Below are 24805 nucleotides of genomic sequence, written 5' to 3' on the forward strand. Positions count from 1 at the left end.
TTAAAAGTTTTTTTTAGTTATTTAGTAATGCACAAATTTAGGTGTTTGTCAAATTAATTTAGATGCGTTTACCCTGCTGTAAGCGTGGCATCAACTTTAGTGATAAATCTTATCAAAGCTATATCGATCGTGAATTAGAAGGATTGAATGTATATGTTGGTAAAAATTCAGTTGCAGAGTATGAAGGTATAAGTGCCGACTTATTAAAGCAAAATAAGGGGCAAGATTGGACAAAAGATGCTTTTGCACTAGGGACAGGTGCAACTGTAGGGGCTTTGGCTGGTGTTGGCGCTTCAGCAGTTGCGACCTCAGTATTTGCGCCGGCTAGTATTTGGACAACTATCCACAGCATTCCTTTGATTGGGGGCTTGGTGGGCAGTTCAACGGGTATTGTTGTCAGTGCAGGGTACTACTCATTACTAACATTTGCTGCTCCTGTTGGACTGGGAGTATTAGCAACTGTCGGGATTTACAGCGGTCTGACGGGCTGGAAAAATCAAGAAGAAGCGGCCAAGATGAGCAAGTTTTTATCAGAGATAATTATTGCTGCTTTACCAATGGCTTGGATTGATGGTCAATTAGATGACAAGGAGGAAGATACTATAGATAGATTGATGACTACCTCCGGTATGAGAAAGGAAGAGCGAGATTTAGTTCGCAAAGCCATAGAACAACGGCAAAAATTTGATGAAATCATGACAACGAGTATTCCTTTTGATGAAGAACATCGGGAAAAAAGTTGTAGTCAAAGCAATAAAGAGCGACTAAAGCATCGCCTAATATTATGTACAGCTTGGGAGATTGCCGTTGCTGATGGCAAAATTGATTTGTCAGAATTACATCTTCATAACTGCATGGCAGATAAGCTAGGTATTTCTCGTGAGGAGGTGAAAGAAATCCGGCGGGCGATAAACATCAAGCATGAGCAAGAGCTTTGGCTGACGGAAGCCTTAGAACCAAAGGGTTCCAAGACTAAGTTATTGAGCGTCCGCGAACAATACCGCCTCCAACCAGCAGCGGATAATCTTTAGTCTTTGATAACAATTTATCTAGTTAAGTGAGCAAGGGCTAAAAAAACAGAATACTCAGATACCCGACTTCTTAAAGAAGTCGGGTATCTGAGTATTCTGATAACGCACATTTAAAGGCTGAGCCTTCTACTTCTGATGCGACACCTCAATCACGGTGTGCACGTTCCCGCGTGGCGAAAAATCGCCCTTAATCGTCGCTTCCAGCGGCGCGCAAGCCGCCACAAAATCGTCTAAAATTTGATTGATCGATTCTTCGTGAGAAATGTAGCGATCGCGATAACTGTTGACGTACAGTTTCAGCGCCTTTAACTCTACCACCCGCTCGTCTGGCACGTAAGTAACGTGAATAGTCGCAAAATCGGGATAGCCAGAAAACGGACACTTGCAAGTAAACTCTGGCAACGTAATGTTAATCGAGTAGCGCCGCCCGACTCGCGGATTCGGGAAAGTAATTAACTCCCCTTCCAAAATCTGGCGTTCGCCGTATTTCATTTCTTCGGTGCTTGACTTTTGCGACATAGTTTGTTCCGGTGCGTGCTTATTCATAGCGATCGACTAAAAACTTGTAACATTAAATTAATTTTACGTTCAATATCTGTAACAAATATCTTGACGAATTGTGTTGCGATCGATCTAATTGCAAATAGTCTCAGGCTAAACTAAAACAAGTTCACCCTCGCCATCTACAATTATGCAAAATACTACCTTATCTGACAATACTTCCCCTGAAAACTCAAATAGTTACTCTCCATCAGTACCAATTTCCCTCTATCGAGAAGTCACGGCAGAGCTGCAAGCAGCCCAAGCGATGGTGGACTCCCTCAAAACCCACAATCAGCAATTAGTCCAACAAAATCAACAACTGCGGCGAGAAGTAGAAACAGTTGTTCAAGTATCCCAACAGTTACAGCAAGTAGTCAACTCGGCTCAGAGTATTACCCAGACAGGGATGCCTCAAATGCCGTCAGTCAAATTCGATTTCAGCGTTCAACCACCGCCCCCACCACCTGTAACCTCGCAGGCTAACTCTGCCATACCTCAACCACCTCAGACAGTGGCTTTCCCCTTCCCACTACCGGAACCGGAGCCAACAGCCTCCTCGATGCCCCAGCCACTTCCCGAAAAATTATTTACAGAGGTGCCGGAAACTCCTTACCGCGTGCGATCGCAACTCAAAAAAACCTCAGACTTAAGCGGATTGTGGTTGGCGATCGCGATTTTTCTGATTGTGATTGCAGCTTTCGGTGCAGGTTATTTAGTTGTTCGCCCTTTATTAATGAAAAAGTAAATTCCAACAAGAATCCCACGGCTCAAGCCGTGGGATTTTAAACAAAACCTAGCATAAATTGTTCAAAGTTACGCTAATTGGCCATCATCCTCTGGCGGCAATCGTTTCTACTGAACGAGGGGCATACTGCTCTTCACAAGCAGAACCTACGATTCCCACCCCTGGATCGAAACCGCGCGTGAACTCAGTGAGTTTTACCTGTTTAGCTTCCAAAGCTGTCTGTAGCACCTTCATGGCTCGGTGAGGGTCGCCGGCTCCGCAGAAAAATAAGTCTGCAGCAAAATAACCGTGTTCAGGCCAAGTATGGATTGCTATATGGGACTCTGCCAAAGTAGCAGTAGCTGTCACTCCGTGAGGACTAAACTGGTGTACGCACAAATCGATGAGAGTAGCTCCTCCGGCTTCGATCGCATCGAGAATAGCGCGGCGGATACGTTCAGGATCGTTGAGCAGGTCTCCAGGAGACTGCCAAGCATCAGCGACCAGATGGGTTCCCAATTGTTTCATTCTGCGGGGTTTTACCTCTATTGATTTTTAAGTCTCAAACCTTTTAACCATAGCACGGTCTCAAAAATTTTGCAAGTATCTTTCACAAAGAAAGATGAAGATTAGGAGGATGGAGTCCTAAGTCGTAAATGTGGGGGTTTGGGACTTGGGCTGGCGATCGCGCGTCAAATTGTAATTGTGGAACCGCACGGCGATCGCCCTGACTGCTTATGCTGGAGACTTTAATCAGAACCAAGCTCTTGCTGCTGGGTTTCAACATCATGTTGCAAAACCTGTCTAAGCGAATTAGTTAGTCAAAGCAATGCTGAAATTGCCTCTGAGACTGCATCGCTGAGTCCGAATTTTCATAGATTGTCAACAGATTGTCCATCGCCGACAATCTCTATCAACCCGCCCCCCACAACCGATAACTGAATTCAGAATTCAGACTCTTGAATTCTTTCTTGTCAAAAGTTGTGAGTTTTAAATTAAAGATTATTTAACTTAAAACTCACAACTCTTTTTCCTGAATCAACTTATCAATCCCGGCTGTGAGTAGCTCCATTCGGCAAAATCGCCCCGCCCAAAGCTGCTTCATTCAAATTATCAACATTCAAGCTGGCCCCAATCAAATTAGCCTCCGACAAATTAGTTCCTGTCAAATTCGCCCCTGTCAGAGAACTTAGGAGCAAACCCGCTCCCGACAAATTGGCGTGACTCAAATTCGCCCCCCGCAAATCCGCTTCCAGCAAGCTAGCACCTGCCAAATTCGCACCGCTCAAGTTAGCTCCCCGCAAAGAAGCTTTGTTCAAATTCGCAGCCCTCAAATCAGCATTGTGCAGAATCAAACCATTTAAATTAGCTTTACTCAAATTAGCTCCCTGCAAGTCGGCACCGCTCAAATTAGAACCATTTAGATTGGCAGATTGCAAGTCAGCACCGCTCAAGTCGGCACCGCTCAAATTAGCAGCGCAAATAGAAGCCTCCCGCAGACTTGCTTCGCTCAAACAAGCCCCAACTAAATTGACGCCGCTGAGATTTCCGCGATTGAGATAAGCCCGAGTTAAAGTTGCTCCGCTCAGGTTGGCTCCGTTCAAATCTACCTCGCTGAGAATGGCTCTCGTCAGATTTGCTCTGCTTAAATCAACTCCGCTCATAATTGCTCGGCTCAGCGTCGCCCCGCTCAAATTAGCCTCAGTTAGTTTCGAGCCACTTAGCAAACAAGCTCCTACTAAACTCGCTCCCGTCATCACAGCTTTGCTCAAGTCAGCCTGAGACAATATTGCTCCGCTGAGATTGGCCCCGCTAAAATCTGCGCCGAGCGCCACAGTTCCAGTGAAACTAGAACTCCCCAGGTTAGCTTCAATTAATTTCGCCTTACACAAATTAGCTCCGCTCAAGTCGGCGGCGTTTAAATTAGCTCCAATCAGTTTGCTTTTAATTAAGTTAGCACCTTTCAAATTAGCGCTGCTCAAATTTGTTCTACTGAGATTAGCATCACTCAAATGAGCTGCAATGAGGTTGGCTCCTCGAAAATCTCGTTCCCCGTTTCTATGTCTAATTAAAAGTTCATCGGCACTTAAAAGTTCAGTGAAATTCATAAAAAAATTGAGTGAGTTTCCTTAATTTCTCGATGTTCTATGTTGTCTGAAAATTTGTACTATCGTGTTTGGCAGTAAGTCTTTTCAACCTATACTGCCACATTAACAATTGTCAAAACTGGTTGATTCCTAGCATCACCCTGCTAACCTAGTTATAACTTACGAAAATAAACCGGGTTATGGTATAATCTGAGGTTTGCCAGCGCGGCAGTCATGAAGAAACCGAGTTTCTCGCCCCCTGTAAGCCCTGTAAGTCTTATTTGGCTAGTAATTATTTAGCCGTTGATGTTAGTTGTTAATTGTTAGTTGTATTTATACTAACTGCTAACTACTAATATTACCTGCTAACTAATTACCAAAATACCGATAAGTGGTCGATCGCTCTTGTAAAGATAGATCGAATAATTGGGGTATTGCTGGTGGCATCCGCGCCACCTTCTGACCGGAAAAATTGCTGGTACTGGCGATCGAATTTATTAGTGCAATCAAGAAACAAGATATCGGAGCTTCAACCCCAAATGCCTTCTACATAAGTGCCTTCTATCTTCGATCGCCCCTGAAAGCAGAGCTCGGTCAGCTCAGCTAGTTTCACCTCCCCCCACTGTGCTGCGCGCAGCGTGAAACCCAACAGGAAGGCTGCTTCCCTCGGAGTGCTGAGCGAGTCGCAGGCAAAGCAAACAATACGCTGCGCTGAGCCTGAGATTTCGCGAAAAAACGAGCCGCGAGCCATTGTGCTCCCGCGCTGCTGTGCTTGCTGTTAATCTTTACTCGATCCATGAGCGCTTGCGGTTCTAATTTACAGAACACCGGACACCAGACGCGCTCCCGGACATCAAAGCTGTTCCTGGGCTTCTCAAATGTTTCGCTGAGGCATTCCCAGAAAAACTGTATTCCTGTAGCAGGTATTGCCAACGGCAATTCGGCTGCTACAGCCAACTAATGACCAGCCTAAGTCTTGCCCGAAGGCTCCGACAATTATTACTATTCTAATATTTGCCGACCACCGCAGGCATTTCTGGGCGCGCAGGACTGGGTACTTCACCTGTATAAGTTGGTGAAATTAGCCACCCCATAATTAAAGATAGTCGCTCTTTGACTAACTGGGCAATATCTGCTGTAATTTATGTCATCAAATTTGATAATACTGCAGGGTTTGCAATCGAGCTGTAGTGAGTGTTACAGAGTAAAAAACTGCTGCTGATTTAGGCTATAAAAATTAAGGGAGCCGATCGATCCTCCGGCGCAAAGCCCAGCTCACTGATTGAGCCCCTAATCCAAATTAAACTTTTGACAGGGAGCTTTTTTAACTTTCCAGAACAAAACAAAAGCCAGCTTTCAGAGAAAAAGCCGACTTTTGAGATAATTTTACGGACGAAGCGTAAAACCGCTAGCTCGCCGCTGTTGCTTGGATCGCTTTCTACAATCCGAGTGCGCGAGTGCGACTACTCAGCAGAAAGTAGAAACCATACCCAAACAAAGTCTGAATGATTAAATCCGACGGTTGCCCGTAACGCCCTGATTGGGATCGTAAATACCAGGCGTAGTATCAACCCCTGGAGTGCCCGGTGCGCCGTAATCAGCCCGAGCACTATCGACGCTGGGATAGTCGTAGGTGTTCCAATGTTGAATACCTCCGCGGCTCAGAATGCTTTCGGCTTTAGCGACTTCTGCTTCGCTGCCGTCAACCAGTACCAAGTAATCTCCTCTGGCCACGCGATCGTTGTATGCTCTAGCTTCCTCTTCGGGAATTCCCATACCGACTAAAGCTCCGATCAAGCCCCCTGCTGCCGCACCCAAAGCCGTACCGGCGAGTGTAGTGGCGATCGCCGTAGCTGAGGCTCCTGCCAGCATAATCGGCCCGATGCCCGGAATTGCCACTAGGCCCAGACCTACCAACAAGCCTGTCAAACCGCCCAAAGTGCCACCTGTCAGGGCGCCTTTTGTGGCCCCTTCATCGGCCTTGTTGTCCGTGCTGTCGTGCACGTCAATGCCTGCGATGTCGCCTTTGGAGTCAGCATCCTTAGCGATGACCGAAACCCGATTCATGTCGAAACCTGCAGTTCTCAGTTCTCCCAGTGCGTGTTCCGTCTCGCGGCGGGTTGAAAATACTCCCACGGCGCGCTTCTGGCGACCAGAAGCTCTGCGGCCGGTGTCTGCTGGCACATCGTAAATGCCCCAATCCTGAATGCCCCGCACGCTCATAATTCCTTCGGCTGTGGCAAGTTCGGCATCTGTACCTTCTACGAATACCAAATATTCTCCGCGCGAGACGCGATCGTTATAAGCTTTAGCTTGATCTTCGGGAACTCCCAAACCGACCAAACCGCCGACCAAACCGCCTGCTGCAGCCCCGATCGCGCCTCCGACTACAGTATCTGCCAGCAGAGTGGCGATCGCACCCCCCGCCATCACCGGGCCAACTCCCGGAATCGCTAGCGCTCCAATGCTTCCGAGTAACCCAATCAAACCGCCCGTCACGACTCCCGCTGTCGCCCCTGCTTTTGCGCCACCACCGACTTTCTCGTCGGTACTCTTACCAGCGCTAGCGCCCGCAATTTCGCTGTTATCTAGCTTTTCCCCAACTACCGAAACTTTATTCATCGGAAACCCGGTACTTTGCAGCTCCATCAGGGCTAGTTCCGTATCTCGGTAATTAGAAAATGCTCCTACAGCTCGCTTGTGTTGACCTAAAGCCATTTTTTTTCTCCTGCAAAATATACTGCTTTTACACAACCACAGAATTTATGCTCTGCCATCAATCACATTTAGTCATTTTTTACCAACATTTTTCATCGGTCGCTGGGAATAACTTCCCACTCTATCTTCAGGTTGGTTTCCCACTAATTGTCCGGGATGGGAAATCGGAAATTGGGAAGGGGAAGTTGCAGGTATTGTGCGAGTTTTGAATGCGTGAATTTAAAATTCAATTTAAACTCTTTCACTTAAAACCCAGCTCTCCCTAGAGAGTCACCTAAGCCTTGTAATCTGCTCCGCAAGCAATCTTACAATGCCAAACTTTACCCTCTTCCCTCAGACTTCTCTCCTACTAGATAACTACATCTTTCCCTCGGACTTCTTCCGGCTAATTTATTGATTGCTGCTAGGCGATGCGGGTGCAGCAGGGGCGACAACAGCCGTAACATTCACATCTTTGACACCCTTAATCTCTTTAGCTAGCGGCTCAATTTTAGCTAGATCAGTTTGATTGGGAACTGTGCCACCTACGGTGACAAGCCCGTCTTTTGCCTCCACAGTTAGCTGACCTTTAGTGATGTTTACTTCTAACTTGGAGCGCACTTGACTTTGGAGGTCGCCATCGGCTCTGATTGCATCGCCCCCCGTCACATTGTTGCGCTGTTCTCTGGCCCTGATATCAGAATTTGCTTGTGCTCTGCGAATCTCGCTAGTGGCGTCATCCTGAGTTTTTTGAACAGTGTCGCCAGGGGGCGGGCTAGTGGTATTTTGTGTGGGAGAATTAGGAGCATCAGCGCTAGTTTTAGCCCCGTCGCTGCAAGCCACACCTCCAAATAATAAGATGCCGCTGAGGAGAATTGGTGTTAGTTTGTTCATAATAGGTTAATACCCTCCGGGTAAGCTTTCAATGAGGCTGACTTGGTGGAGCCAGATGGGAGCGAGATGGAGCAAGACAGCATCTTTGTTTCTGCTTTCTGGTTTGTGCTTTCTGCAATTTAAAAATCCTTATATCAAATATATAAACTTGAGCAAGTATCTACATCGCTCCACGGGTGTAAATTTTATCTATGTCGTTAGATAGAGTACAAAAAATACAATAAGGTCTTACCTGAAATCAAGCGTAATTTAGTTCTGACTACATTCTTCCTCAAAAACGCGGTTGATGGGAATCTTTTTTGTTGCCCAAGTCAAGATTTTCCTGAACACTCAGTTGCCAAGCATAAGTTTTATTAATAAATAATATAACCGCTCCCCACTCGTTTTTCTCTCTTTCCTGGAATCTGTGACTTATTCCTTCAACATTTCTCCGTTAAATCTGTTAAATATCGTACACTACTCATTACCCAACTTCCTGCTTCAAAATAAACGAAAAGAGTCGAGAAATTTTTGAGCATTTTCTGGTTTTGAGGTAGTGGCTACCAGCCCATAAACGCGCGTTTCTACCAAAAAAACTTGACCTACACCTACAGGTTCAGTAGGGGAAAGCGGCTGAAACTCAAACTCTTTTCCCGGATAGCCTCCGAGGGAAATATCCCGCACTTGCAAGACTTTAGCATTCGCCCCTACGACGAAAAAATCAACTGCACTATTTAAAGTTATTCTGATATTATTGATATTATTGTTAGTCAGGCGAAAATCTAGGTCAAAGTATTGAAGCAAATAAGTTTCTTTGTTTTTTAAGTTCGATCGATATGTATGAGCAATAATTTGATTTGAAAAAATTTCAGAATTAATTTTGGGATTTGCCGGCATATCGATCGCAAACTGACCCATCGCTGAGCAAAATGGCTGCCACTCTGGCGTCGGAATGGCTGTCTGTAGCGGGGCTGGTTGAGATGCAGCAGGACGGGCAAACTTGACAGGGTATGAAAGTAATGTAGCAGTAACTAGAAGTAAATACAGAAATTTCATTTGGGTAAGAAATATATTTCCCCGATCTGCGCTAGCCTAGAAATATATCCGCAAAGGGGGGATTTATGCTGAATATTATATTTACTCAACGGCGAGGCAACTCTCAAGGACGCTCTAAAACCAGTAAAACCAGTAAAACCAGTAAAACCAATATACTCGCTGCTGTAAATACTTGGCTAGCTGTGTGTCTGCTGTCTGCTGTCACAGCTTGTGCAAACAGCCCCAACAGCAAGGCACTTGAAGAATCTTTAGCCGCCGATCCGAAATTAAAACAAAATCCAGTGGTTTTCTCTTCCCCGCCACCAGCGACAACAATTGAGACAAACTCTACCGCCAAACTTCCTTCCGATTTCCCGACAGAGATTCCACTCTATCCTAACGCTGAGTTAATCGAAGTTGGGGGGCAAACCGATCCGTCGCAAAAAAATGTGCGGCTGCGCTGGGAAAGCACAGATCCTGTTAATTCGGTTCAAAACTTTTACTCCACAGAGTTTGGGCGTCGCAACTGGGAAATAGTCAGCCGCCCCACCGCCGAGGGACAAGGTTCTTTGGTAGCAACGCGAGATAATTTACGGGTAACAGTGTCGCTTTCTCCTACTCAGAAAGTAGGGGGTTCTACAGAATTTGCGATCGACTACAGCAAAGAGGGCCCAGAAATGGCCGCCAGTCCCCAACCTAACAATTCCGAGTCTAGCGCATCTTCAACCGCTTCACCAACTCCCTCTAATTCAGAGAGAACTACTTCCACACCATCCGCCTCGGCAAAATCAGCAAACGTTAGCCAACTAGACACCCAAATTCCTCAACAGTTGCGACAGTATGTGGCAGATTTAAGTCAGTTGGAAGTGCTGAAAGTGCGATCGACAGAAAGTGCTAATTTAGAAACTGGCAACACTTTGCCCAAACCCAACAAAATTATTACTCGCCGCGAATACGCCCGCTGGTTAGTAGCAGCTAACAACCAGATTTATGCTAGCCGTCAAGCCAAACAAATTAGATTAGCAGTAGACTCTAGCGAACCAGCCTTTTCTGACGTATCCAAAACTGACCCGGATTTTTCAGCAATTCAAGGTTTAGCAGAAGCCGGTGTAATTCCGAGTTCGCTTTCTGGAGAAACTAAAGATGTGAAATTTCGCCCGGATGCACCTTTAACTCGCGAAACAATGATTCTCTGGAAAGTGCCTTTAGATACTCGTCAAGTTTTGCCGACAGCTAACATTGACGGAGTGAAAGAAAAGTGGGGTTTTCAAGATGCTTCTAAGATTGATTCCCAGGCGTCGCGGGCAGTTTTAGCTGATTTTAACAATGGAGATTTGGCGAATATTCGCCGGGTTTTTGGTTTTACTACTCTGTTTCAGCCGAAGAAATCAGTGACTCGCGCCGAAGCTGCTGCTAGTTTGTGGTATTTTGGCGTTCAAGATCAGGGATTGTCTGCTAAAGATGCCCTGGAAGCAAAGTCTCCACCTGCTGAGTAGAGTTGTTTGGGGTTGTTAAAAGTTTTGAACACAGCATCTACTTAGCCAAAACAAAGCAACCGGGTTTTTTTTCTGTAAGCAAACCCGGTTTTTGCGTCCTAGACTGACGAAATTGTACCAATTTTCGATCGATCGGCGTGCGATCGCCCGCCACAAAAATTTCAGCTTGAGTTTCTAGGATTTCTGTGAATATGGCTGACCCAGCAACCGACTTTTATCTACGAAAATGCCCAATACAACGCGAGGCATATCCGCTGAAAAACCTTGTTTCTTTAATTCCTATGGGCGAGTCATCGTAAAAAATTATTCCTGAAATAATACATCGGCTTTTCTGTCCTTGTGGCCTACCCTAGGGGATAGATTTTTTTTTAATCTTAATTTCTGTATCCTGCCATACAACCGCTCCATTTTGCGGGCAAATTTTCAACATATTTTAACTAATATGGTTTCCGGTTGTATCGGAATTATTTAACCGCAGAGGGCGCTCCAGAACGCAGAGGGAGAGAATACAGAGAGGAATAATTCCGATGCTACCGGATTTGATATAACACTTTCTTCAAAACTCTCAGTAGGATTCCGGATGGCTTAGCGGCCTTAACGATAAATGAAAAACAGTGTTTGAGCTCTTGGAGAGCATTTTTTAATGTACGATATTACCTTATTTACCCCGCAAGACATGGCGAAATGCAGCTTAGTCCTGCGCCAGTTCGGTAGAAATACTGCTAGTATGGAAGCCAGCAGCCAGAAGATTGTTAACTATATTTACCGACATTTTTGCGATTCGCAAACTGGAGAAAATACCTGTGCCTTAGTGCGTTTGTTCAAAACTCATCCCTACGGGGAATTAGAAGACTCATTGCAACAATCCGCGCGCCGCTTGATGAAGGGCAATTCCCCCGGCGCCGACATGAAATGTTGGACTCTGCTAGCAGCAGCAGGCACAGAACCGCAGTGGAATTATCGGCACACCGCAGCAGAAAATACAGCTATTCCATTAGTTAGCACAAAATTAGTGGCTCAAATGCCAGCGATTTCAGAAATAATCCGGCAGTTTGGTTTAGACATTCCTACATTCCTCGGAATTGAGCGAGAAAGGTTTCTGCAATTAGAACCGGCAGTATTAAATATTTTTCACGTATCAGAGGCAAAAGGCAGCCCCTTTATTCCCGATCAAAATTCTTTAATTATCCCCTACCACGTCAAGTCGGTCTTGGGATTTGGGGGACTTCTGCCGTCAGGAAGTGTGTTTGCGGTAGTGATGTTCCTCAAAGTTAAAATTCCCCAAAGCACGGCTGAAATGTTTAAAGATTTGGCACTTAGTGTCAAAACCGCATTATCCATGCCCGAAAAAAAAAGTCTTGTTAACTCTTCAGAAACTTCTAAATTTTTTGTTACTAATAACCATCTTGCAGAAACCCAATTACTTGAATATCAAGTGGCTAATTTAATTCAATTGCTGGACTTTTCAGAACAAGAAATGCTCAGACAAGCCGCTCGTTTTCAAGAGAAAATTGACAATTTACAGCGCGAACTTGCCGAGTACAAAAATAAGGAAGAAGCTTTCAAAGTAAGCCAAATTTTATTTACAGGCATCCTCAATCTTCCCAAAGATGCTATTGTGCGCGTAGATAAAAATAAAGGAATTCAGCGTTTTAATCAAGGGGAAGAACAAATTTAAACCAAGCTCTGTGTTTAGGAATGAGAATTATATAACTTCCACTCTTGAAAGTGGGATGGGCGTCCCTCCCGTCATGAGTGGACGGGCTATAAGAGCCCATCCCACAATAACAATTAAAATTGTAAGTTATTTAATTCGCGATCCTTAGCAACCAGGCTGACGGGGTTGTCACCCGGTCAGAGCAATAGGTAAAGTTAAATGAAATTTTAATAAAATTGAAAAAAGTCAAAAGTAAGAAAGCTTTCAGTAAAAACAAGTTTTTTTACTTTTAGCTTTTGACTTTTGACTTTTAGCACATCGAGTATTCAACTCAAAACTCAAAACTCTTAAGGCGCTGCTGCTGCCCTGCGGTTGGCAACAATCAGGTTAGCCTGATATTCTGCCGCTTTTTGCTGAGCCTTTTGATAGTTAGGGCTGGTTGACGGTACGGCTCTCATGAGCTTAACCGCTTGCTGCCACTCGCTTGCTACTGCGATCCACTCATTTTGAGACTGAGCCTTCTGGGCCGAAATTGCTGCCTTCTGAGCTGTGTTAACGGCTTCTCTCCAAGAGTCAGGCTTAGGCGCGGCGGCTTTTGGTGCAGGAGAAGCTGGAGCTGGGCTTGCTGGCGCTGTAGCAGTGGGCTCTGGTTTTGGTGCAGGTGAGGCTGCCTGTGGGGGGCCCGGAGATGCGGCGGTCGAGGATGGAGCGGCTTTAGAAGGGGGAGATGAGGGTTGGGGGGAGGGGGAAGCAGCTTCGGGGGCTATCGGTTCTGGGTTCGAGTCGCCGAAGGGGAAAGTTTTAGTAAAGAAAAGCCCTGCGATCGCCGCCAGAGGTACTAAGATACCCACAGGTATTACCCATTTGGGAAATTGTTTTTTCGGAGGCGGGGCTTGCTCTTCGTCTTCGTCTTCGTCTTCCTCGTCGTCATCTCGATCGAATTCTCCTTCTTGATAATAGTCTTCCTCTTCGGGCTCGACATCATTTAAACCTACAGAGTCGTCAGGCATTCCACTATCCAAGGGGTAAGGCATTGAATCTGCAGGCATCAGATCGATTTCATCTTCCCACGCAGGCTCACCGTCACCTGTTCGACGCCCGTAAACCTTTACAGTGTGAATTGATTCGAGTCCCAGCTTCGTCATGCCGGTGCGGATGAAATCGACCAATACCATTTGATCCGGTACTTTGTCTGCCTCCAGAATTATGTGGAGGCAGCCGTTGTCCCGCGTCACATCGGCGTTGATGCCTTTGGGTTTGAGTGTACGGTTGATGCTAGATGCGATCGCTTTTGGATCGCCTTGCTTGAGCAGTTCCCGCGGGTTGTGTTGTGTCATGGGTAGCGCTCTTTTTTTGGGGGGGGTGGAGAGCCGGCAAATAATATTAACCGATCGGCATTTCGGCGGACAATATTTATTTACCACATTAACTTCTACTTTGGCATTCTGAGAGTATTTCTAGTATCTATTGACCTTTGGCCCCGCGATCGGGCATCAAGCAGATAGCCGAAGAAAGAAATTTGTTGTAAAAATTTACAGTAAGGGGCCGCTCCTGTGCCCTGTCGCGCATCAGCGAAACAAGCTAGAAAGTTCAATAACTTTGGTTTGCAGGGTTGAGATTTCTTCCCGGCCCCGCTTTAAAGAAGCTTCTAACTCTAGCAGCAAAGGCAAACTTTTTTGCAGTTTTTCTAAGCTGGCGTTCTTGACTTCTTGACGAAAATAGTATACTCGTTTCGGATTGCCGAGTTCTAGAGCTTGAGCAATTTTATCATCGCGATCGCCCGCTTGGATCATCGCCTTTACCCACAGCCAAGTCCGAAACTTACCAGTCAAGCCCGCCACAATCCTCAAACCAGGCTCGCTGCGGGCAGTTAAGCCGGCCAGTAAATCCAAAGCGGCCCAGGTATTGCCCTCGCGAATCGCATCGGCTAGCTGGAAGGTATTCTGGGCGTGACAGTGCACGAGTGCGGCAACTTCCTCCGGGTTCAGAGGTTGGCTGCGGTTGCCCGCAAACAGCAGCAATTTTTCGAGTTCGCTGTATAGCCCGCGGGTATCGCTGCCGATGGATTCGGCCAAAAGTTCGATCGCTGTGGCGGTCAATTTGACGTTCATTTCGCCTGCGACTTGGCGCACCCGCTGGGCTAATTCTTTGTCATTCCAAGGCGGAATCGGCGAAAATTCCCGCACTTGGGCGGACTTGAAGAGTAACTTGGTAGATTTGAGCCGGCTGTCGGGTTTTTTGACGGATGTCAGCAGCAGCACGGTGGTAGGGGGAATCACCGGCAGCGTCCGTTCCAATTGCGCTAACAGTTCAGGAGAGCACTGCTGCGTTACAGTCGTATTTGCCAGCCAGACAAAACGGCTGCCGGTACCGAAGGGCGGCGTTAAGGCTCGATCGAGCCCTTCGACCACAGCGTCGGCTCGATCGGCAATAATTTTGTCATAGTTAAAACTAGCCCAGTTGGGGTCGAGGACTGTTTGGCGCAAACTTGTCACAGCCTGGGCCATCGCAAAGTCGTCTTCCCCCCAAAACAGGTAAATTTGCATAAAGAACGCTCAGTAGCCAAAAAAATCGGAGTTGCAGGCGAGGCTTGTCCAACATATCCTGAATAGGGCTGTTGGAAGCCCGCGCCATAATATAAAATTTGGTGTGGGAGTTTGTCACCGCGAGGAAATCAAGATTGGATGATACTTATCAAGCTTACGTAAATCGGGTGGCGCGAATGACGCTGCTGGACTCCTACAAGTCCCAGGTGGAACACATTCAGGAATCTCCAAAATTTAAGCCCGACGAAACTGGCCGGAGAGATCCTGTACCTTTTCCAGGTTATTCGGTGATTACGCCCCCTGCGGGGGAAGATGCAGAAAATGCTGCATTTTACAGTAATTTGCACTCGATCCAACAACGGCTATTGCAGGAAGTAGCGGAGGGTGCGATCGTGGCACTGCCTCCTGATACCTTCCATTTAACCGTAGCCGATTTGATTTGGAACAGCGCTTTTCGAGATGCCTCTGATAAAAATCCCGAATTTGAGGAGCAACTGCGCTCGCGCATGGCAGATCGTTTTGCCGCCTGCAAACCCTTGGCGGGCGGCGCTCCCATTCGCTGGATAGTGCTGGGGTTGATGGTGATGACTAGAGCTGTGGGTGTTTGTTTGGCACCGACGGACGAAAACTCTTACAAGCAAATTCTGGAGTTTCGCCGATCGATCTATCAAAATCCCGATTTAATTGCTTTAGGAATTGAACAGCAATATCATTTTACGGCCCACATTACTCTGGCTTATTTTGGGGACATCGGGCCGAACTTAGACCGCGATCGCTTGTGCGCTTTGCTGTCTGAGTTAAACGAGCAATGGCTGGACACGCCGCAAGAACAGTCCGTACACCGAGTGGAACTGCGGAAGTTTGAGGACATGGCTACCTACCTCCGGCAACCCGACTGGCCTGTTTTTGAGTTTTAACGAAGGAAGAGGGAAGAGGGAAGTTCGGCAACGGATTCTGTAACGGATGTAACGGATGTAACGGATGTCAGTCCGAGGGAATAAGGAAGAGGATCGATGTGAAGATTTTTTCCCATCTCCCACTCTTCCCATCTCCCACTCTCTCTCCCCCTCTCCCCTGTGGCAATAGTCAGGATATTGCCTATTAAATGCTTTAATTATTTTTGTTTGACCGTAAAGTCAAGGAAAAAAATTATGAAAAACCAGGAAAAATCAGTAATTCTGGTTTTTTACTTTTTGCTTAAAAAGTGACAGTACACGTTGTTGGTATAGGTTTAGATGGAGCTGCTGGGCTGAGCGAATCGGCGCGGCAGGTTGTAGAAATGGCCGCTCTGTTAATAGGGAGCGAGCGCCATTTGAGCTATTTTCCCCAGCACGACGGAGAGCGCTGGGCGTTGGAAGATTTGACCGAAGCAATTCTGGAAATTCGGCGCTGGTGGGCGACCCAAGCCGAATTGGAACCCTCTGCAGGGACGGTGGAACCCCGCGATCGACCGATCGTAATTTTAGTGGCCGGCGACCCGCTGTTCTACGGCTGGGGAAAGTTGTTAATTTCCCAATTGCCGGCAGAAAAATTGACTTTTCACCCCCACATCAGTTCTGTGCAGTTGGCTTTTAACCGCTTGCAAATCCCTTGGCAAGATGCTCATTGTGTAGGCTCTCAAGGACGCTATTTTGAGGAGCTGACGGCGAAGCTGAAGCTCGGTGTGGAGAAGATTGCGGTGCTGGCGGACGAAGCTCATACTCCGGCTTTACTGGCAAGTTTGGTGAAAGCTCTAGATTTGCCGACACGCTACAAGTTTTGGGTTTGCGAAAATTTGGGGGCTGCCGAGGAACGGGTAAGCCCTAAGTCTCTGGAAGCTTTGCTGGGAGAGTCTTTTGCACCGCTGAGCGTGGTGGTGATGCTCCGGGAACCTCCGCCGGGGACGGAACCTTTGGATTTGGAAAAGTTGCCTTTGTTGGGAATACCGGATGCAGCTTTTATCGGTTGTGGCGACAAGCCTGGTTTGACGGTGGAACGGGAAGTGCGGGTGTTGGTTTTGGCACAATTGGCTTTGCAACCGGGACAAGTTGTCTGGGATGTGGGTGCTGGTAATGGTTCTGTGTCGATCGAGATTGCTCGTTTATTCCCGCAGTCTGAGGTGTACGCGATCGAACAAACGGCTTCTGGTACTTGCGCGATCGAGTTCAACTATGGCCGTTTTGGGCTGCAAAATGTGTTCTCGATTCACGGAACCGCCCCGGAAATCTTGCACCGCTTGCGTCCTCCGCACCGGATTTTTATTGGCGGTAGTGGCGGAGGGTTGACTAAAATTTTGGGCGTTTGCGCGCTGCGGCTGCTCCCTGGAGGCTCGATCGTCCTGGTTTTGGATGCTTTTGAGGATATTGCTACTGTTTTGAGCTGGATGGGCGATCGGGTGCGCCGCGAACCGCACTGGAGTTACCGAATCGTGCAAGCGCAGCTATCGCGTTCTGTGGCTGGGGGGAATTCAACTCGTTTTGACGCGCTGCGGCCAGTTTCGATTGTGACGATCGATCGACACTTGAATTAATGTCTGAATTTTAACCGCCGAGTAACGCAAATTAATGCCTGTGTTATCTGTGTTTTTTGTGGTTTTAGTTCTCGCTTGATTGAATCTAATCTTTTTTTACCGCAGAGGGCGCAGAGGAAGAGAGGAAGAGAGGAAGAGAGGAAGAGAGGAAGAGAAGAGGTAATTTTAAAGGGGTTTGGGGTATTAGGTTTTAATTTTTAATTAAGAACAGTACGGCTGCTGTTGCTAGCAGTAGAAGAATTCCGGCGGCACCGGCTAGGGGTTTTGCTGCTATTCCTGTAATCCATTCTGGTGCGCGGTCTGTGGGATTAATTGCGCCTTCTGTATCTACGGTAGTTATACCCCAAATCCAAGCTGCGTGAATGCCGATCGCCAATCCTAAACTGCCGTTGTCGGCGATGCGGGCTAATGTTAAAACCATCCCCATCAGCCACAATCCGGGCAGTTGCGGTAGAGTTTCTTTGGCGGCCCAAATTAGGTGGGCGATCGCGAAAATGAAACTGGCGATCGCTGCTGCGATTAGCACTGAGTAATCTTGCTGGAGGATTGTTTGCAAGCAGCCGCGAAAGATTAACTCTTCTGTGGCGCTAATCCACAGTCCTAATAACAGAGTCAGCAGACTAGCAGGGTTAACGATTAAAGTCCAAAAATTAAGTTTTTTTTCGCCTGTTTCTGTGGAAGTTTCGCTTTGTTTTATATCGAGCCAGCCTGCGGTTAATTGCAGACCGAATAAAATTACTAAGCTGATTATTCCTAATCCTAATCCCCGCATTAATGACATCAAAACTGCGGGTTGCAATTCCCAACCCCAGTTAGTAAAAGATGTGTTTTCTATCCAACTTGTAGCCCATAAAATGAAGGGGACAATCGCGTAGAGGGAAGCTAGTAAAGGTAATTTTTTGTTTCCCAGGGGTTGGGGTGGATGCCATTTGAGGGCGATCGCCAGGACAATCGCTACGGGAAGCCACACAACAATCCAAGTTGAGAAAAACAAGATTATTTTGACAATTGCTGGTATTGACGGCGACAGCAATCGCAGGTTAGTTATACTATTCCACATTTAATGGGTTGCAACTATAATACTGTTGATTGTTGACTGTTAACTGTTAACTGTTGACTGTTAACTGTTAACTGTTAACTAATGACTGCTGACTAATGACTAATGACTAATGACTACCGATCGAGCTTGCGCTGAATTTGCCTCAGAGACTGGTACATTTCGGGCAAGCGGTTGTAGACGGCTGCGACTTTGAGAAATAGTTTGTGGGGAATTGCTGGAACGCCCGTCACGATCGCACCTGCGGGCACGTCGCCGTGAATTCCGGCTTTAGCAGTGGCGATCGCCCCATCTCCGATTTTAGCTTGATTGGCAATTCCCACTTGACCTGCCAAAATTACATTGTTGCCAATTTTTACCCCGCCGGCCATGCCAACGTGAGCGGCAAACGCGCAATTTTTCCCGACTTGACAGCCGTGACCTACCTGTACTAAATTGTCAATTTTTGTATTTTGGCCGATGCGGGTTTCTCCGACAGCGGGCCTGTCGATCGTGCTGTTGCAGCCCACCTCAACGCCCTCTTCTAATACAGTGCAGCCAGACTGCTCCATTTTCACCCATCCTGTGGCTGTCGGCACGAACCCAAAACCTTCGGAACCGATCGCCGCACCGCTGTGAATCACGCAATTTGCCCCGATGCGAGTACGTTCGTGGATGACACAATTAGCGTGTAAAACAGTGCCTTCGCCTATTTCCGCATCTGGGTAAATTACGACATTTGGATGAATGCAAACGTTGCTGCCAATTGTGACTTTTGCTTGAATAACGACGTGGGGGCCGATATAGACATTTTCACCAATTTCTGCTGAGGGGTGAACGACGGCTGAGGGATGAATTTCGGATGCTGGGCGAAACGGTTTATAGAAAATGGCGATCGTTTCAGCAAACAGCAATCGCGGATCTGCTGCGGCAATCCAAGCAATGTTGCGATCGTCGCATTGAGCTTGCAGGCTTTCATCTAAGGGTAAAATTAAAGCCGAAGCATTTGTCGAGGCTGCATGAGTGGCAAATTTAGCACCTTCTATGTAACTGATAGTACCGGGTGCAGCTTCATCAACAGGGGCCGCGCCTGTAATTTCCGGATCGGTAGCAACCGACGCTGTGAGGCTGCGACTGGTGGCTAAGTTAAGTTTTTGTACTATTTCGCTAAACTTCATCTATAAAAATTTGTTGTTAACACAGATTGACCATAGTTAAAATTACCAGCTTTGGAGCACGATCTGAGCAGTTACCATTTAAAAAACAAAAACCCCGACTTCTTCAAGAAATCGGGGTTGTAGCGCTCGATTATTTTTGGCAATTATTGTACAGAAACTGCATCTACGTCAACAGTGCTGCCTTTGGCTTCAGAAGGGCTGCCGGTGGCTTCGGATGCTGAAGCTGTGTCTGTTTGGCGGGATTTAAAGTAGTCGATCGCCATTTGGGACACTTCGGAAATCAGCAAGACTGCAATTGCCACATCGTCAATTTGTCCTATGACGGGGAGAAAGTCTGGGGCTATGTCGATCGGGCTTACCAGATATGCCAGGGTTCCCAGAATAATCCACCAGCGGTATTTGGGGTTGCGGAGGGTGTCGCGATACCAGTTGTAAACAGACTGTATAGAAAAGCTCATGGGGTTGTCCTCTACTTATATTTTCAATCTTGACAAATTGTCGCTCGAAATGCTTGTGGAGATATCCCCCCTAGGGTTGGCAAGAGACTTCTACCTCGGAGTATAGGGAATTGGGGAGGGAGAATTTGTCAAGCTGTGTCGGAAGGGCGGGGACTCCTGACAACGCCCCTACAGAAACCTGAAAGATGAAAGCCGATGGAATTTATCTGCGTTTATCTGCGTTTATCTGCGGTTGAAAAGCATCTTTATCTATTACGTGTATGTAGTGATTAAATCAAGTTACTTAAATTGGGATTTTTTAACCGCAGATGTCAGCAGATAAACACAGATGAACGCTGATGGGATTCATCTTTGTTTATCTGCTGTTTAAAAACATCTTCATATCTCTCACTCACGAATTTTGAAAGATCCATTTTTGGTCGCCGATCGCAATTTCGCAGCCATTTGGCAGCCAAAAAGGTTCGTTAGCAGCCAGCCTCTGCCCACCCACAAAAGTGCCGTTGGAACTGCCGCTATCGACAAGCTGATACCGCTGTTTGCCAAGTTCGTCATTGGCGCGGCGGATTTGAGCGTGGTAGCGGGAACTTTGCGGATCTTGCAATACTAAAGTGTTGGTCGGTTCGCGCCCAATTGTAAAGGGATTGGCCGTTAGGGCGATCGCCTCTCCAGAAAGTTTGTAGATTAAATATGCGGTTGTTTTGCGATCGCTGCTTGCGAGTACCGTCGGTGCAAGTTGCGGAGGATTTCTCCCAGCAGGGAGGCTGTTTTGACCAAGTTGTTCTGTCAGTTGTTGTAAATCTCGATCGAACCCTGCTGCTGTGTCAGAAGCTGGAAGACTCGCAGGAGAATTACCTGAAATTAAGTTTAACTGCTGTACGGGAGCTTGAGGAACAATCGGACGGCCTGCTTCGGCAATTCTCATTTGCAGGGCGGCGGCATTTTCTGCTTCCTGTCGGGCACTCATTCCCTCAACTTGGCGAATAACTCCGTTGGTTTCGGGAAAGCTGACATCGCCAATTCGCACGTCTTCTAAGTTAAAACCTAGGGTATAAAAATCTTGGACGCGATCGAGCAAATTTTGGCGCAGCAACAGCCGTCCTTGACTGATAAGCTGTTGTAGGGGTATTTGCCCGATCGCTAATCCCATACAATCCTTAACTGCACTTGCTAAAACAGCTAGAGGATCGGACAATTCCAAAGCTACTCGTTTCGGATCTATAACTTGATAAATAACAGTCAGAGTGGCATCAATTAAAAATCGATCCTTAGACAAAAAATCTCCGTGCGACTGCACCTCCAAATTGCGGAGTTTGGTGTCTACGATGACAATTTGACACTGTTCCAGCAGGGGAAGGGCGAAGCTGAAATGCCGCCCGGATTTCAGGGTACGCACGGCGCGGCCGTTTTTGACCAACAAACCCGTGTAACCCGCCCCTATAAAGTCCATACTAAACCCGGCCCAGCGTTCTGGAGTTATCGTTTGAATCAGGGGAGAAGCGTTGTTCATGGGATGCAGTTGAGGGAGGGAAGATTCTATTTTTAGGGTAACAAATTGCTGCGGGCGAGCGATCGGTGTGCCGGTTCCGCAACCTCTATTCTATACTTCTGGACTTCAGGGGGCGACAACGAGGCTAAAGCGGTTGCCCTATAAGCTTTATAGCTTTTAGTCCCCTCTGATAAAATGGCTGCTTATTGCGAACTAAACCCATCATAGACTCTTCCCACTCCCAACAGCAGTCATGGGCAATTAGCCAATTAGAGCCATACAAACCAATCCAAAAGTTGCTATGTCTTTTCGTCGTTCTACCTGTTTCTTGAAGCCGACAGACATATTTCTCTTCTCTCTGAAGCTTGGTTCTTTTTCGGCGTTGCTGAATTAGGGTATGATAAATAAGGCGTGCGAGCGCCCAAAAATAACACTTCAAAACGCAGAGCTTATGCAATGTCCTGAATGTCAATCAACTCATGTTAATAAAAATGGTCAGAAAAAAGGTAAACAGAATTATATTTGTGTCGGTTGTCGCAGACAATTTATAGATTGCTATCAACCTCATAAAGGTTACTCGGAAGAAGTTAAACGTGAATGTCTCAAAATGTATGTCAATGGTATGGGTTTTCGAGCAATAGAGAGGGTTTGCCTGAGTACACCACACCCGCATTATAAATTGGGTCAAGCAAGTAGGAAAACTGCTCCCTGATGCTTACGAACCAGACACAATTCCTCTGGTGGGAGAACTTGACGAACTAGAAACGTTTGTTGGTCAAAAAAAAATAAAATTTGGCTCTGGACAGCCCTAAATCACTTTCACCCAGGGATTTTAGCATGGGTATTGGGAACTCATAGTGCTATAACTTTTCGGCCACTATGGGCGTTAGTTGGCAATTGGAAATGTTACTTTTATATCACAGATGGATGGCCAGTTTACCCCATGTTTATCCCAGATGGAGACCAAATTATCTGTAAAACTTACATGACCAGAGTAGAGGGCGAGAATACGCGACTACGACATTATTTGGCCCGGCTGCATCGCAAGACACTGTGCTATTCTAAGTCAGTAGAAATGCTTAAACATTCTATTCGGTTAGTAATTCATTATCTTAAGTTTTGGGATGTTCCGGTTCCCTATCCATCTTATGATTTCAATCACACTCAAAGGAGGCAAATCGGGTAGCCAAAACATCCCTTAACCGCACAAATCATACCTCAATTCAGCAACGCCGCTACTTTTAAATGTCGCAGCGGTATTGAAGGGCTTGCTGAATAATCAGCCCCAGGGTTACACAGCAAGCCTTAGATGATGATGAGATCGAACCGCTGGTGCACCTTCTTGGGCTAAAATAGCACCAAACCTTTGCACTACCGTTGACAGCCGTGTACCGAAAAGTTGACCCAGACGGCACCGCACCAGAAAGTTTTGAATTCCCTCACGGGGAGAAATTAGCATCAGATAACCGTTGGGTGATGATGGCTCAACTGATACCGTGGTCGGAATTTGAATCAGAATACGCTCAAAATTTTACCCAATCTATGGGAGCACCAGCCAAATCGTTTCGGATGGCATTGGGGGCATTAATTATCAAAGAGAAATTAGGAACCAGCTCCGAGTGAAACCGTAGAACAAATCAGGGAAAACCCATACCTGCAATACTTTATCGGTTTGTCATCCTACAGTAATGAAATCCCGTTTGACGCATCGCTATTGGTTCACTTTAGGCAAAGAATAAGTGTCAACCTGGTAAACAAAGTGAACCAAAAGAGGGTGAAGAAAATCAGAGAAGCCACTACCCCTAAATCTGAATCAAACAAAAAAGAACCAGAAGAACCAGGCGAGAGGCTAAATCAAGGAAAATTACTATTAGATGCGACTTGTGCCAGCGCGGACATTACCTATCCAACCGACATAGGAATTCTCGATCGGACAAGAATGCAAACAGAAAAAATCCTAGATATCCTCTACGAGTCAATCAAAGACCGATGCCCGAAAAAACCCAGAACCTACCGCAAAAAAGCTCGTAAAGATTACCTAGCCATTGCCAAGCAGCGCCGACCAAAACAGAGCCAAAAAAGAGCAGCAATTAAAAAGCAACTGCAATATATCAAAAGAAACCTAGCTCATATTGAGAAATTAATCGAGTTAGGCTCCCTTTTGGAGAACTTGAGTAAGCGACAATATAAACTGCTGCTAGTCTGTCAGGAACTTTACCGCCAACAATCCTGGATGTACCAACACAAAACAAATAGAGTTGACGATAGAATAGTAAGTTTAACCCAACCCCATGTTCGTCCCATAGTTAGAGGAAAAGCAGGAAAAGCCACAGAGTTTGGAGCCAAAATCTCAGCGAGCAGTTGTGACGGGTATGTATTTTTAGATCGAATTAGTTGGGATAACTTCAATGAATCAGGAGACTTAATAGCCCAAGTAGAAGCATTTAAAGAATTCACAGGGCATTACCCAGAATCGGTTCACGTTGACCAGATTTACCGTACTCGCTCGAAGAGCCTGGTGTAAAGAAAGAGGAATTAGGATGAGCGATCCGCCCTTGGGAAGACGGTCAGCTCATGTGAGTAAAGCAATAAAAAAGCAAGCTCAAGAAGATGAAAAAGCGCGTCAGGCTATAGAAGGGAAATTTGGTCAAGCAAAAAGAAGGTTTAATCTCGATCGAGTGATGACCAAACTCGATAATACATCTCAAACAGCGATTGCAATTGCTTTTTTAGTCATGAACCTTGTTGCGGGATTAAGGAGGTTATTGTTGCTTTTTTTGTGTCAAATTATATTAATAAGGACTAGAAAGGTGACTGAGATTATCAAAAGCTATCCTCCGGTATTACAAGTAGAATAAAAACTTATATTAAGCGTTGGCGGGCAATAGCGCGATCGAACTTTTTTGAGTTTTTTGGACTTATTCAGCAAGCCCTATTGAAGGTATGTTCAAGGACTGTAAGACAGGTAGTTACAATGAGCGAGAAGAGTCACGCTAACAATGAGCGATTAAAAAACTCGATCTTAGTCATTGCTATTGCTTACAGTTGTGCTATTCTCCAAGGGCAAAAAATCAAGCAAATGGGAATTCAACAATAGACGGGAGGGTTGACGGAATGCAATCGATCCTATCAGCGTCATAGCCGTTTTTGGATGGGATTATCTGGTCAATTTTGGGTGGTTGGAAGATAGTTTTGCCAATTAATAGTTGCGCTCATTAATGAGAATTAGACGTAACAACCTGCTATTTTTTGATAGGGATTTGAGAGCTATGTCCTTGATTTTATCAGGATTTTGACTTTTTTGTCACCCCGTCATGTGAAAAACCCTGAAGACTGCAGAGAAATAAGTCATCATCATCACCATGTAGAAAGAGAGGTCAAGCCCTCGGTCTATTAGTACGCCTCAGCTTCATCCCTCTCAGGACTTCCACTTAACGCCTATCAACGGG

General features: G+C 46.3%; 22 protein-coding genes and 2 pseudogenes. 8 read left to right on the plus strand and 16 right to left on the minus strand.

Annotation, left to right across the window (positions count from 1 at the left end):
• Positions 1-62 precede the first annotated feature (62 nt).
• A complete protein-coding gene (locus QUA50_RS25640) occupies positions 63-1031 on the plus strand; it encodes a TerB family tellurite resistance protein (RefSeq protein ID WP_333268048.1) in 969 nt (322 codons plus the stop codon).
• 126 nt (positions 1032-1157) lie between these two features.
• Here the strand turns inward: QUA50_RS25640 and queF are convergent, their stop codons facing one another.
• On the minus strand, positions 1158-1577 hold the full coding sequence (gene queF, locus QUA50_RS25645; protein ID WP_333208430.1) for a preQ(1) synthase: 420 nt from the start codon (positions 1575-1577) through the stop codon (positions 1158-1160).
• 145 nt (positions 1578-1722) lie between these two features.
• Here queF and QUA50_RS25650 point away from each other — a divergent pair, with 145 nt between their 5' ends.
• On the plus strand, positions 1723-2319 hold the full coding sequence (locus QUA50_RS25650) for a hypothetical protein (protein WP_333268046.1): 597 nt from the start codon (positions 1723-1725) through the stop codon (positions 2317-2319).
• A gap of 84 nt (positions 2320-2403) precedes the next feature.
• On the opposite strand, the gene speD is transcribed toward QUA50_RS25650, so the two are convergent.
• The 9 genes from speD to QUA50_RS25695 form a co-directional block, all read right to left on the minus strand.
• Complete coding sequence (gene speD / locus QUA50_RS25655) at positions 2404-2826, minus strand: adenosylmethionine decarboxylase (RefSeq protein WP_333268044.1); 423 nt, start codon at positions 2824-2826, stop codon at positions 2404-2406.
• Between the two features lie 82 nt (positions 2827-2908).
• The gene (locus QUA50_RS25660; protein WP_333268042.1) at positions 2909-3088 is read right to left on the minus strand and encodes a hypothetical protein; all 180 of its coding nucleotides are present in this window, start codon (positions 3086-3088) and stop codon (positions 2909-2911) included.
• A gap of 256 nt (positions 3089-3344) precedes the next feature.
• A complete protein-coding gene (locus QUA50_RS25665; RefSeq protein WP_333268040.1) occupies positions 3345-4406 on the minus strand; it encodes a pentapeptide repeat-containing protein in 1062 nt (353 codons plus the stop codon).
• A gap of 348 nt (positions 4407-4754) precedes the next feature.
• The gene (locus tag QUA50_RS25670) at positions 4755-4895 is read right to left on the minus strand and encodes a hypothetical protein (protein ID WP_333298933.1); all 141 of its coding nucleotides are present in this window, start codon (positions 4893-4895) and stop codon (positions 4755-4757) included.
• 19 nt (positions 4896-4914) lie between these two features.
• Positions 4915-5136: a hypothetical protein gene (locus QUA50_RS25675; RefSeq protein WP_333268038.1), complete on the minus strand. Its 222-nt coding sequence runs from the start codon at positions 5134-5136 to the stop codon at positions 4915-4917.
• A 123-nt stretch (positions 5137-5259) separates the two neighbouring features.
• Complete coding sequence (locus QUA50_RS25680; protein ID WP_333268036.1) at positions 5260-5448, minus strand: hypothetical protein; 189 nt, start codon at positions 5446-5448, stop codon at positions 5260-5262.
• Between the two features lie 446 nt (positions 5449-5894).
• Complete coding sequence (locus tag QUA50_RS25685; protein ID WP_333268034.1) at positions 5895-7103, minus strand: histidine kinase; 1209 nt, start codon at positions 7101-7103, stop codon at positions 5895-5897.
• 390 nt (positions 7104-7493) lie between these two features.
• Positions 7494-7976 (minus strand): BON domain-containing protein, encoded by a 483-nt coding sequence (locus QUA50_RS25690; protein WP_333268033.1) that lies wholly within the window; start codon positions 7974-7976, stop codon positions 7494-7496.
• Positions 7977-8456: 480 nt separating this feature from the next.
• Positions 8457-9011, minus strand: a complete 555-nt coding sequence (locus QUA50_RS25695) for a hypothetical protein (RefSeq protein ID WP_333268031.1) — start codon at positions 9009-9011, stop codon at positions 8457-8459.
• Between the two features lie 65 nt (positions 9012-9076).
• Between QUA50_RS25695 and QUA50_RS25700 the strand changes: the two genes are divergently transcribed.
• Positions 9077-10486, plus strand: a complete 1410-nt coding sequence (locus QUA50_RS25700) for an S-layer homology domain-containing protein (protein ID WP_333268029.1) — start codon at positions 9077-9079, stop codon at positions 10484-10486.
• A gap of 643 nt (positions 10487-11129) precedes the next feature.
• On the plus strand, positions 11130-12164 hold the full coding sequence (locus QUA50_RS25705; protein WP_333268027.1) for a histidine kinase: 1035 nt from the start codon (positions 11130-11132) through the stop codon (positions 12162-12164).
• A gap of 326 nt (positions 12165-12490) precedes the next feature.
• Here the strand turns inward: QUA50_RS25705 and QUA50_RS25710 are convergent, their stop codons facing one another.
• Together QUA50_RS25710 and holA are read right to left on the minus strand one after the other, a co-directional pair.
• Positions 12491-13480: a hypothetical protein gene (locus tag QUA50_RS25710; protein ID WP_333268025.1), complete on the minus strand. Its 990-nt coding sequence runs from the start codon at positions 13478-13480 to the stop codon at positions 12491-12493.
• A gap of 231 nt (positions 13481-13711) precedes the next feature.
• Complete coding sequence (holA, locus tag QUA50_RS25715) at positions 13712-14689, minus strand: DNA polymerase III subunit delta (RefSeq protein WP_333268023.1); 978 nt, start codon at positions 14687-14689, stop codon at positions 13712-13714.
• A 176-nt stretch (positions 14690-14865) separates the two neighbouring features.
• On the opposite strand from holA, the gene QUA50_RS25720 reads away from it, so the two are divergent.
• On the plus strand, positions 14866-15606 hold the full coding sequence (locus tag QUA50_RS25720) for a DUF1868 domain-containing protein (RefSeq protein ID WP_333268050.1): 741 nt from the start codon (positions 14866-14868) through the stop codon (positions 15604-15606).
• Between the two features lie 287 nt (positions 15607-15893).
• Positions 15894-17198 (plus strand): precorrin-6y C5,15-methyltransferase (decarboxylating) subunit CbiE, encoded by a 1305-nt coding sequence (cbiE, locus tag QUA50_RS25725; RefSeq protein ID WP_333268021.1) that lies wholly within the window; start codon positions 15894-15896, stop codon positions 17196-17198.
• A 190-nt stretch (positions 17199-17388) separates the two neighbouring features.
• On the opposite strand, the gene QUA50_RS25730 is transcribed toward cbiE, so the two are convergent.
• The 4 genes from QUA50_RS25730 to QUA50_RS25745 all read right to left on the minus strand — a co-directional run bounded on the left by QUA50_RS25730 (position 17389) and on the right by QUA50_RS25745 (position 21377).
• Positions 17389-18258, minus strand: coding sequence for a CPBP family glutamic-type intramembrane protease (locus QUA50_RS25730; RefSeq protein WP_333268020.1), 870 nt, complete (start codon positions 18256-18258; stop codon positions 17389-17391).
• Positions 18259-18371: 113 nt separating this feature from the next.
• Positions 18372-19412: a UDP-3-O-(3-hydroxymyristoyl)glucosamine N-acyltransferase gene (lpxD, locus tag QUA50_RS25735; protein ID WP_333268018.1), complete on the minus strand. Its 1041-nt coding sequence runs from the start codon at positions 19410-19412 to the stop codon at positions 18372-18374.
• Positions 19413-19555: 143 nt separating this feature from the next.
• Complete coding sequence (locus QUA50_RS25740) at positions 19556-19870, minus strand: YkvA family protein (RefSeq protein ID WP_333268016.1); 315 nt, start codon at positions 19868-19870, stop codon at positions 19556-19558.
• 391 nt (positions 19871-20261) lie between these two features.
• The gene (locus tag QUA50_RS25745) at positions 20262-21377 is read right to left on the minus strand and encodes an SPFH domain-containing protein (protein WP_333268014.1); all 1116 of its coding nucleotides are present in this window, start codon (positions 21375-21377) and stop codon (positions 20262-20264) included.
• 430 nt (positions 21378-21807) lie between these two features.
• On the opposite strand from QUA50_RS25745, the pseudogene QUA50_RS25750 reads away from it, so the two are divergent.
• A pseudogene (locus QUA50_RS25750) lies at positions 21808-22542 on the plus strand (IS1 family transposase).
• 200 nt (positions 22543-22742) lie between these two features.
• Positions 22743-24214: pseudogene (locus QUA50_RS25755) on the plus strand (IS5 family transposase).
• Positions 24215-24805 lie beyond the last annotated feature (591 nt).

It is taken from the genome of Microcoleus sp. M2_D5, assembly GCF_036701935.1.
Classification (GTDB): Bacteria; Cyanobacteriota; Cyanobacteriia; order Cyanobacteriales; family Microcoleaceae; genus Microcoleus.

Excerpts from the sequence above, each read along its gene's own strand:
- QUA50_RS25640 (WP_333268048.1), top strand. The coding sequence starts at position 63 with ATGCGTTTACCCTGCTGTAAGCGTGGCATCAACTTTAGTGATAAATCT.
- queF (WP_333208430.1), bottom strand. The coding sequence starts at position 1,577 with ATGAATAAGCACGCACCGGAACAAACTATGTCGCAAAAGTCAAGCACC.
- QUA50_RS25650 (WP_333268046.1), top strand. The coding sequence starts at position 1,723 with ATGCAAAATACTACCTTATCTGACAATACTTCCCCTGAAAACTCAAAT.
- speD (WP_333268044.1), bottom strand. The coding sequence starts at position 2,826 with ATGAAACAATTGGGAACCCATCTGGTCGCTGATGCTTGGCAGTCTCCT.
- QUA50_RS25660 (WP_333268042.1), bottom strand. The coding sequence starts at position 3,088 with ATGATGTTGAAACCCAGCAGCAAGAGCTTGGTTCTGATTAAAGTCTCC.
- QUA50_RS25665 (WP_333268040.1), bottom strand. The coding sequence starts at position 4,406 with ATGAATTTCACTGAACTTTTAAGTGCCGATGAACTTTTAATTAGACAT.
- QUA50_RS25675 (WP_333268038.1), bottom strand. The coding sequence starts at position 5,136 with ATGGCTCGCGGCTCGTTTTTTCGCGAAATCTCAGGCTCAGCGCAGCGT.
- QUA50_RS25685 (WP_333268034.1), bottom strand. The coding sequence starts at position 7,103 with ATGGCTTTAGGTCAACACAAGCGAGCTGTAGGAGCATTTTCTAATTAC.
- QUA50_RS25690 (WP_333268033.1), bottom strand. The coding sequence starts at position 7,976 with ATGAACAAACTAACACCAATTCTCCTCAGCGGCATCTTATTATTTGGA.
- QUA50_RS25695 (WP_333268031.1), bottom strand. The coding sequence starts at position 9,011 with ATGAAATTTCTGTATTTACTTCTAGTTACTGCTACATTACTTTCATAC.
- QUA50_RS25700 (WP_333268029.1), top strand. The coding sequence starts at position 9,077 with ATGCTGAATATTATATTTACTCAACGGCGAGGCAACTCTCAAGGACGC.
- QUA50_RS25705 (WP_333268027.1), top strand. The coding sequence starts at position 11,130 with ATGTACGATATTACCTTATTTACCCCGCAAGACATGGCGAAATGCAGC.
- QUA50_RS25710 (WP_333268025.1), bottom strand. The coding sequence starts at position 13,480 with ATGACACAACACAACCCGCGGGAACTGCTCAAGCAAGGCGATCCAAAA.
- holA (WP_333268023.1), bottom strand. The coding sequence starts at position 14,689 with ATGCAAATTTACCTGTTTTGGGGGGAAGACGACTTTGCGATGGCCCAG.
- QUA50_RS25720 (WP_333268050.1), top strand. The coding sequence starts at position 14,866 with ATGACGCTGCTGGACTCCTACAAGTCCCAGGTGGAACACATTCAGGAA.
- QUA50_RS25730 (WP_333268020.1), bottom strand. The coding sequence starts at position 18,258 with ATGTGGAATAGTATAACTAACCTGCGATTGCTGTCGCCGTCAATACCA.
- lpxD (WP_333268018.1), bottom strand. The coding sequence starts at position 19,412 with ATGAAGTTTAGCGAAATAGTACAAAAACTTAACTTAGCCACCAGTCGC.
- QUA50_RS25740 (WP_333268016.1), bottom strand. The coding sequence starts at position 19,870 with ATGAGCTTTTCTATACAGTCTGTTTACAACTGGTATCGCGACACCCTC.
- QUA50_RS25745 (WP_333268014.1), bottom strand. The coding sequence starts at position 21,377 with ATGAACAACGCTTCTCCCCTGATTCAAACGATAACTCCAGAACGCTGG.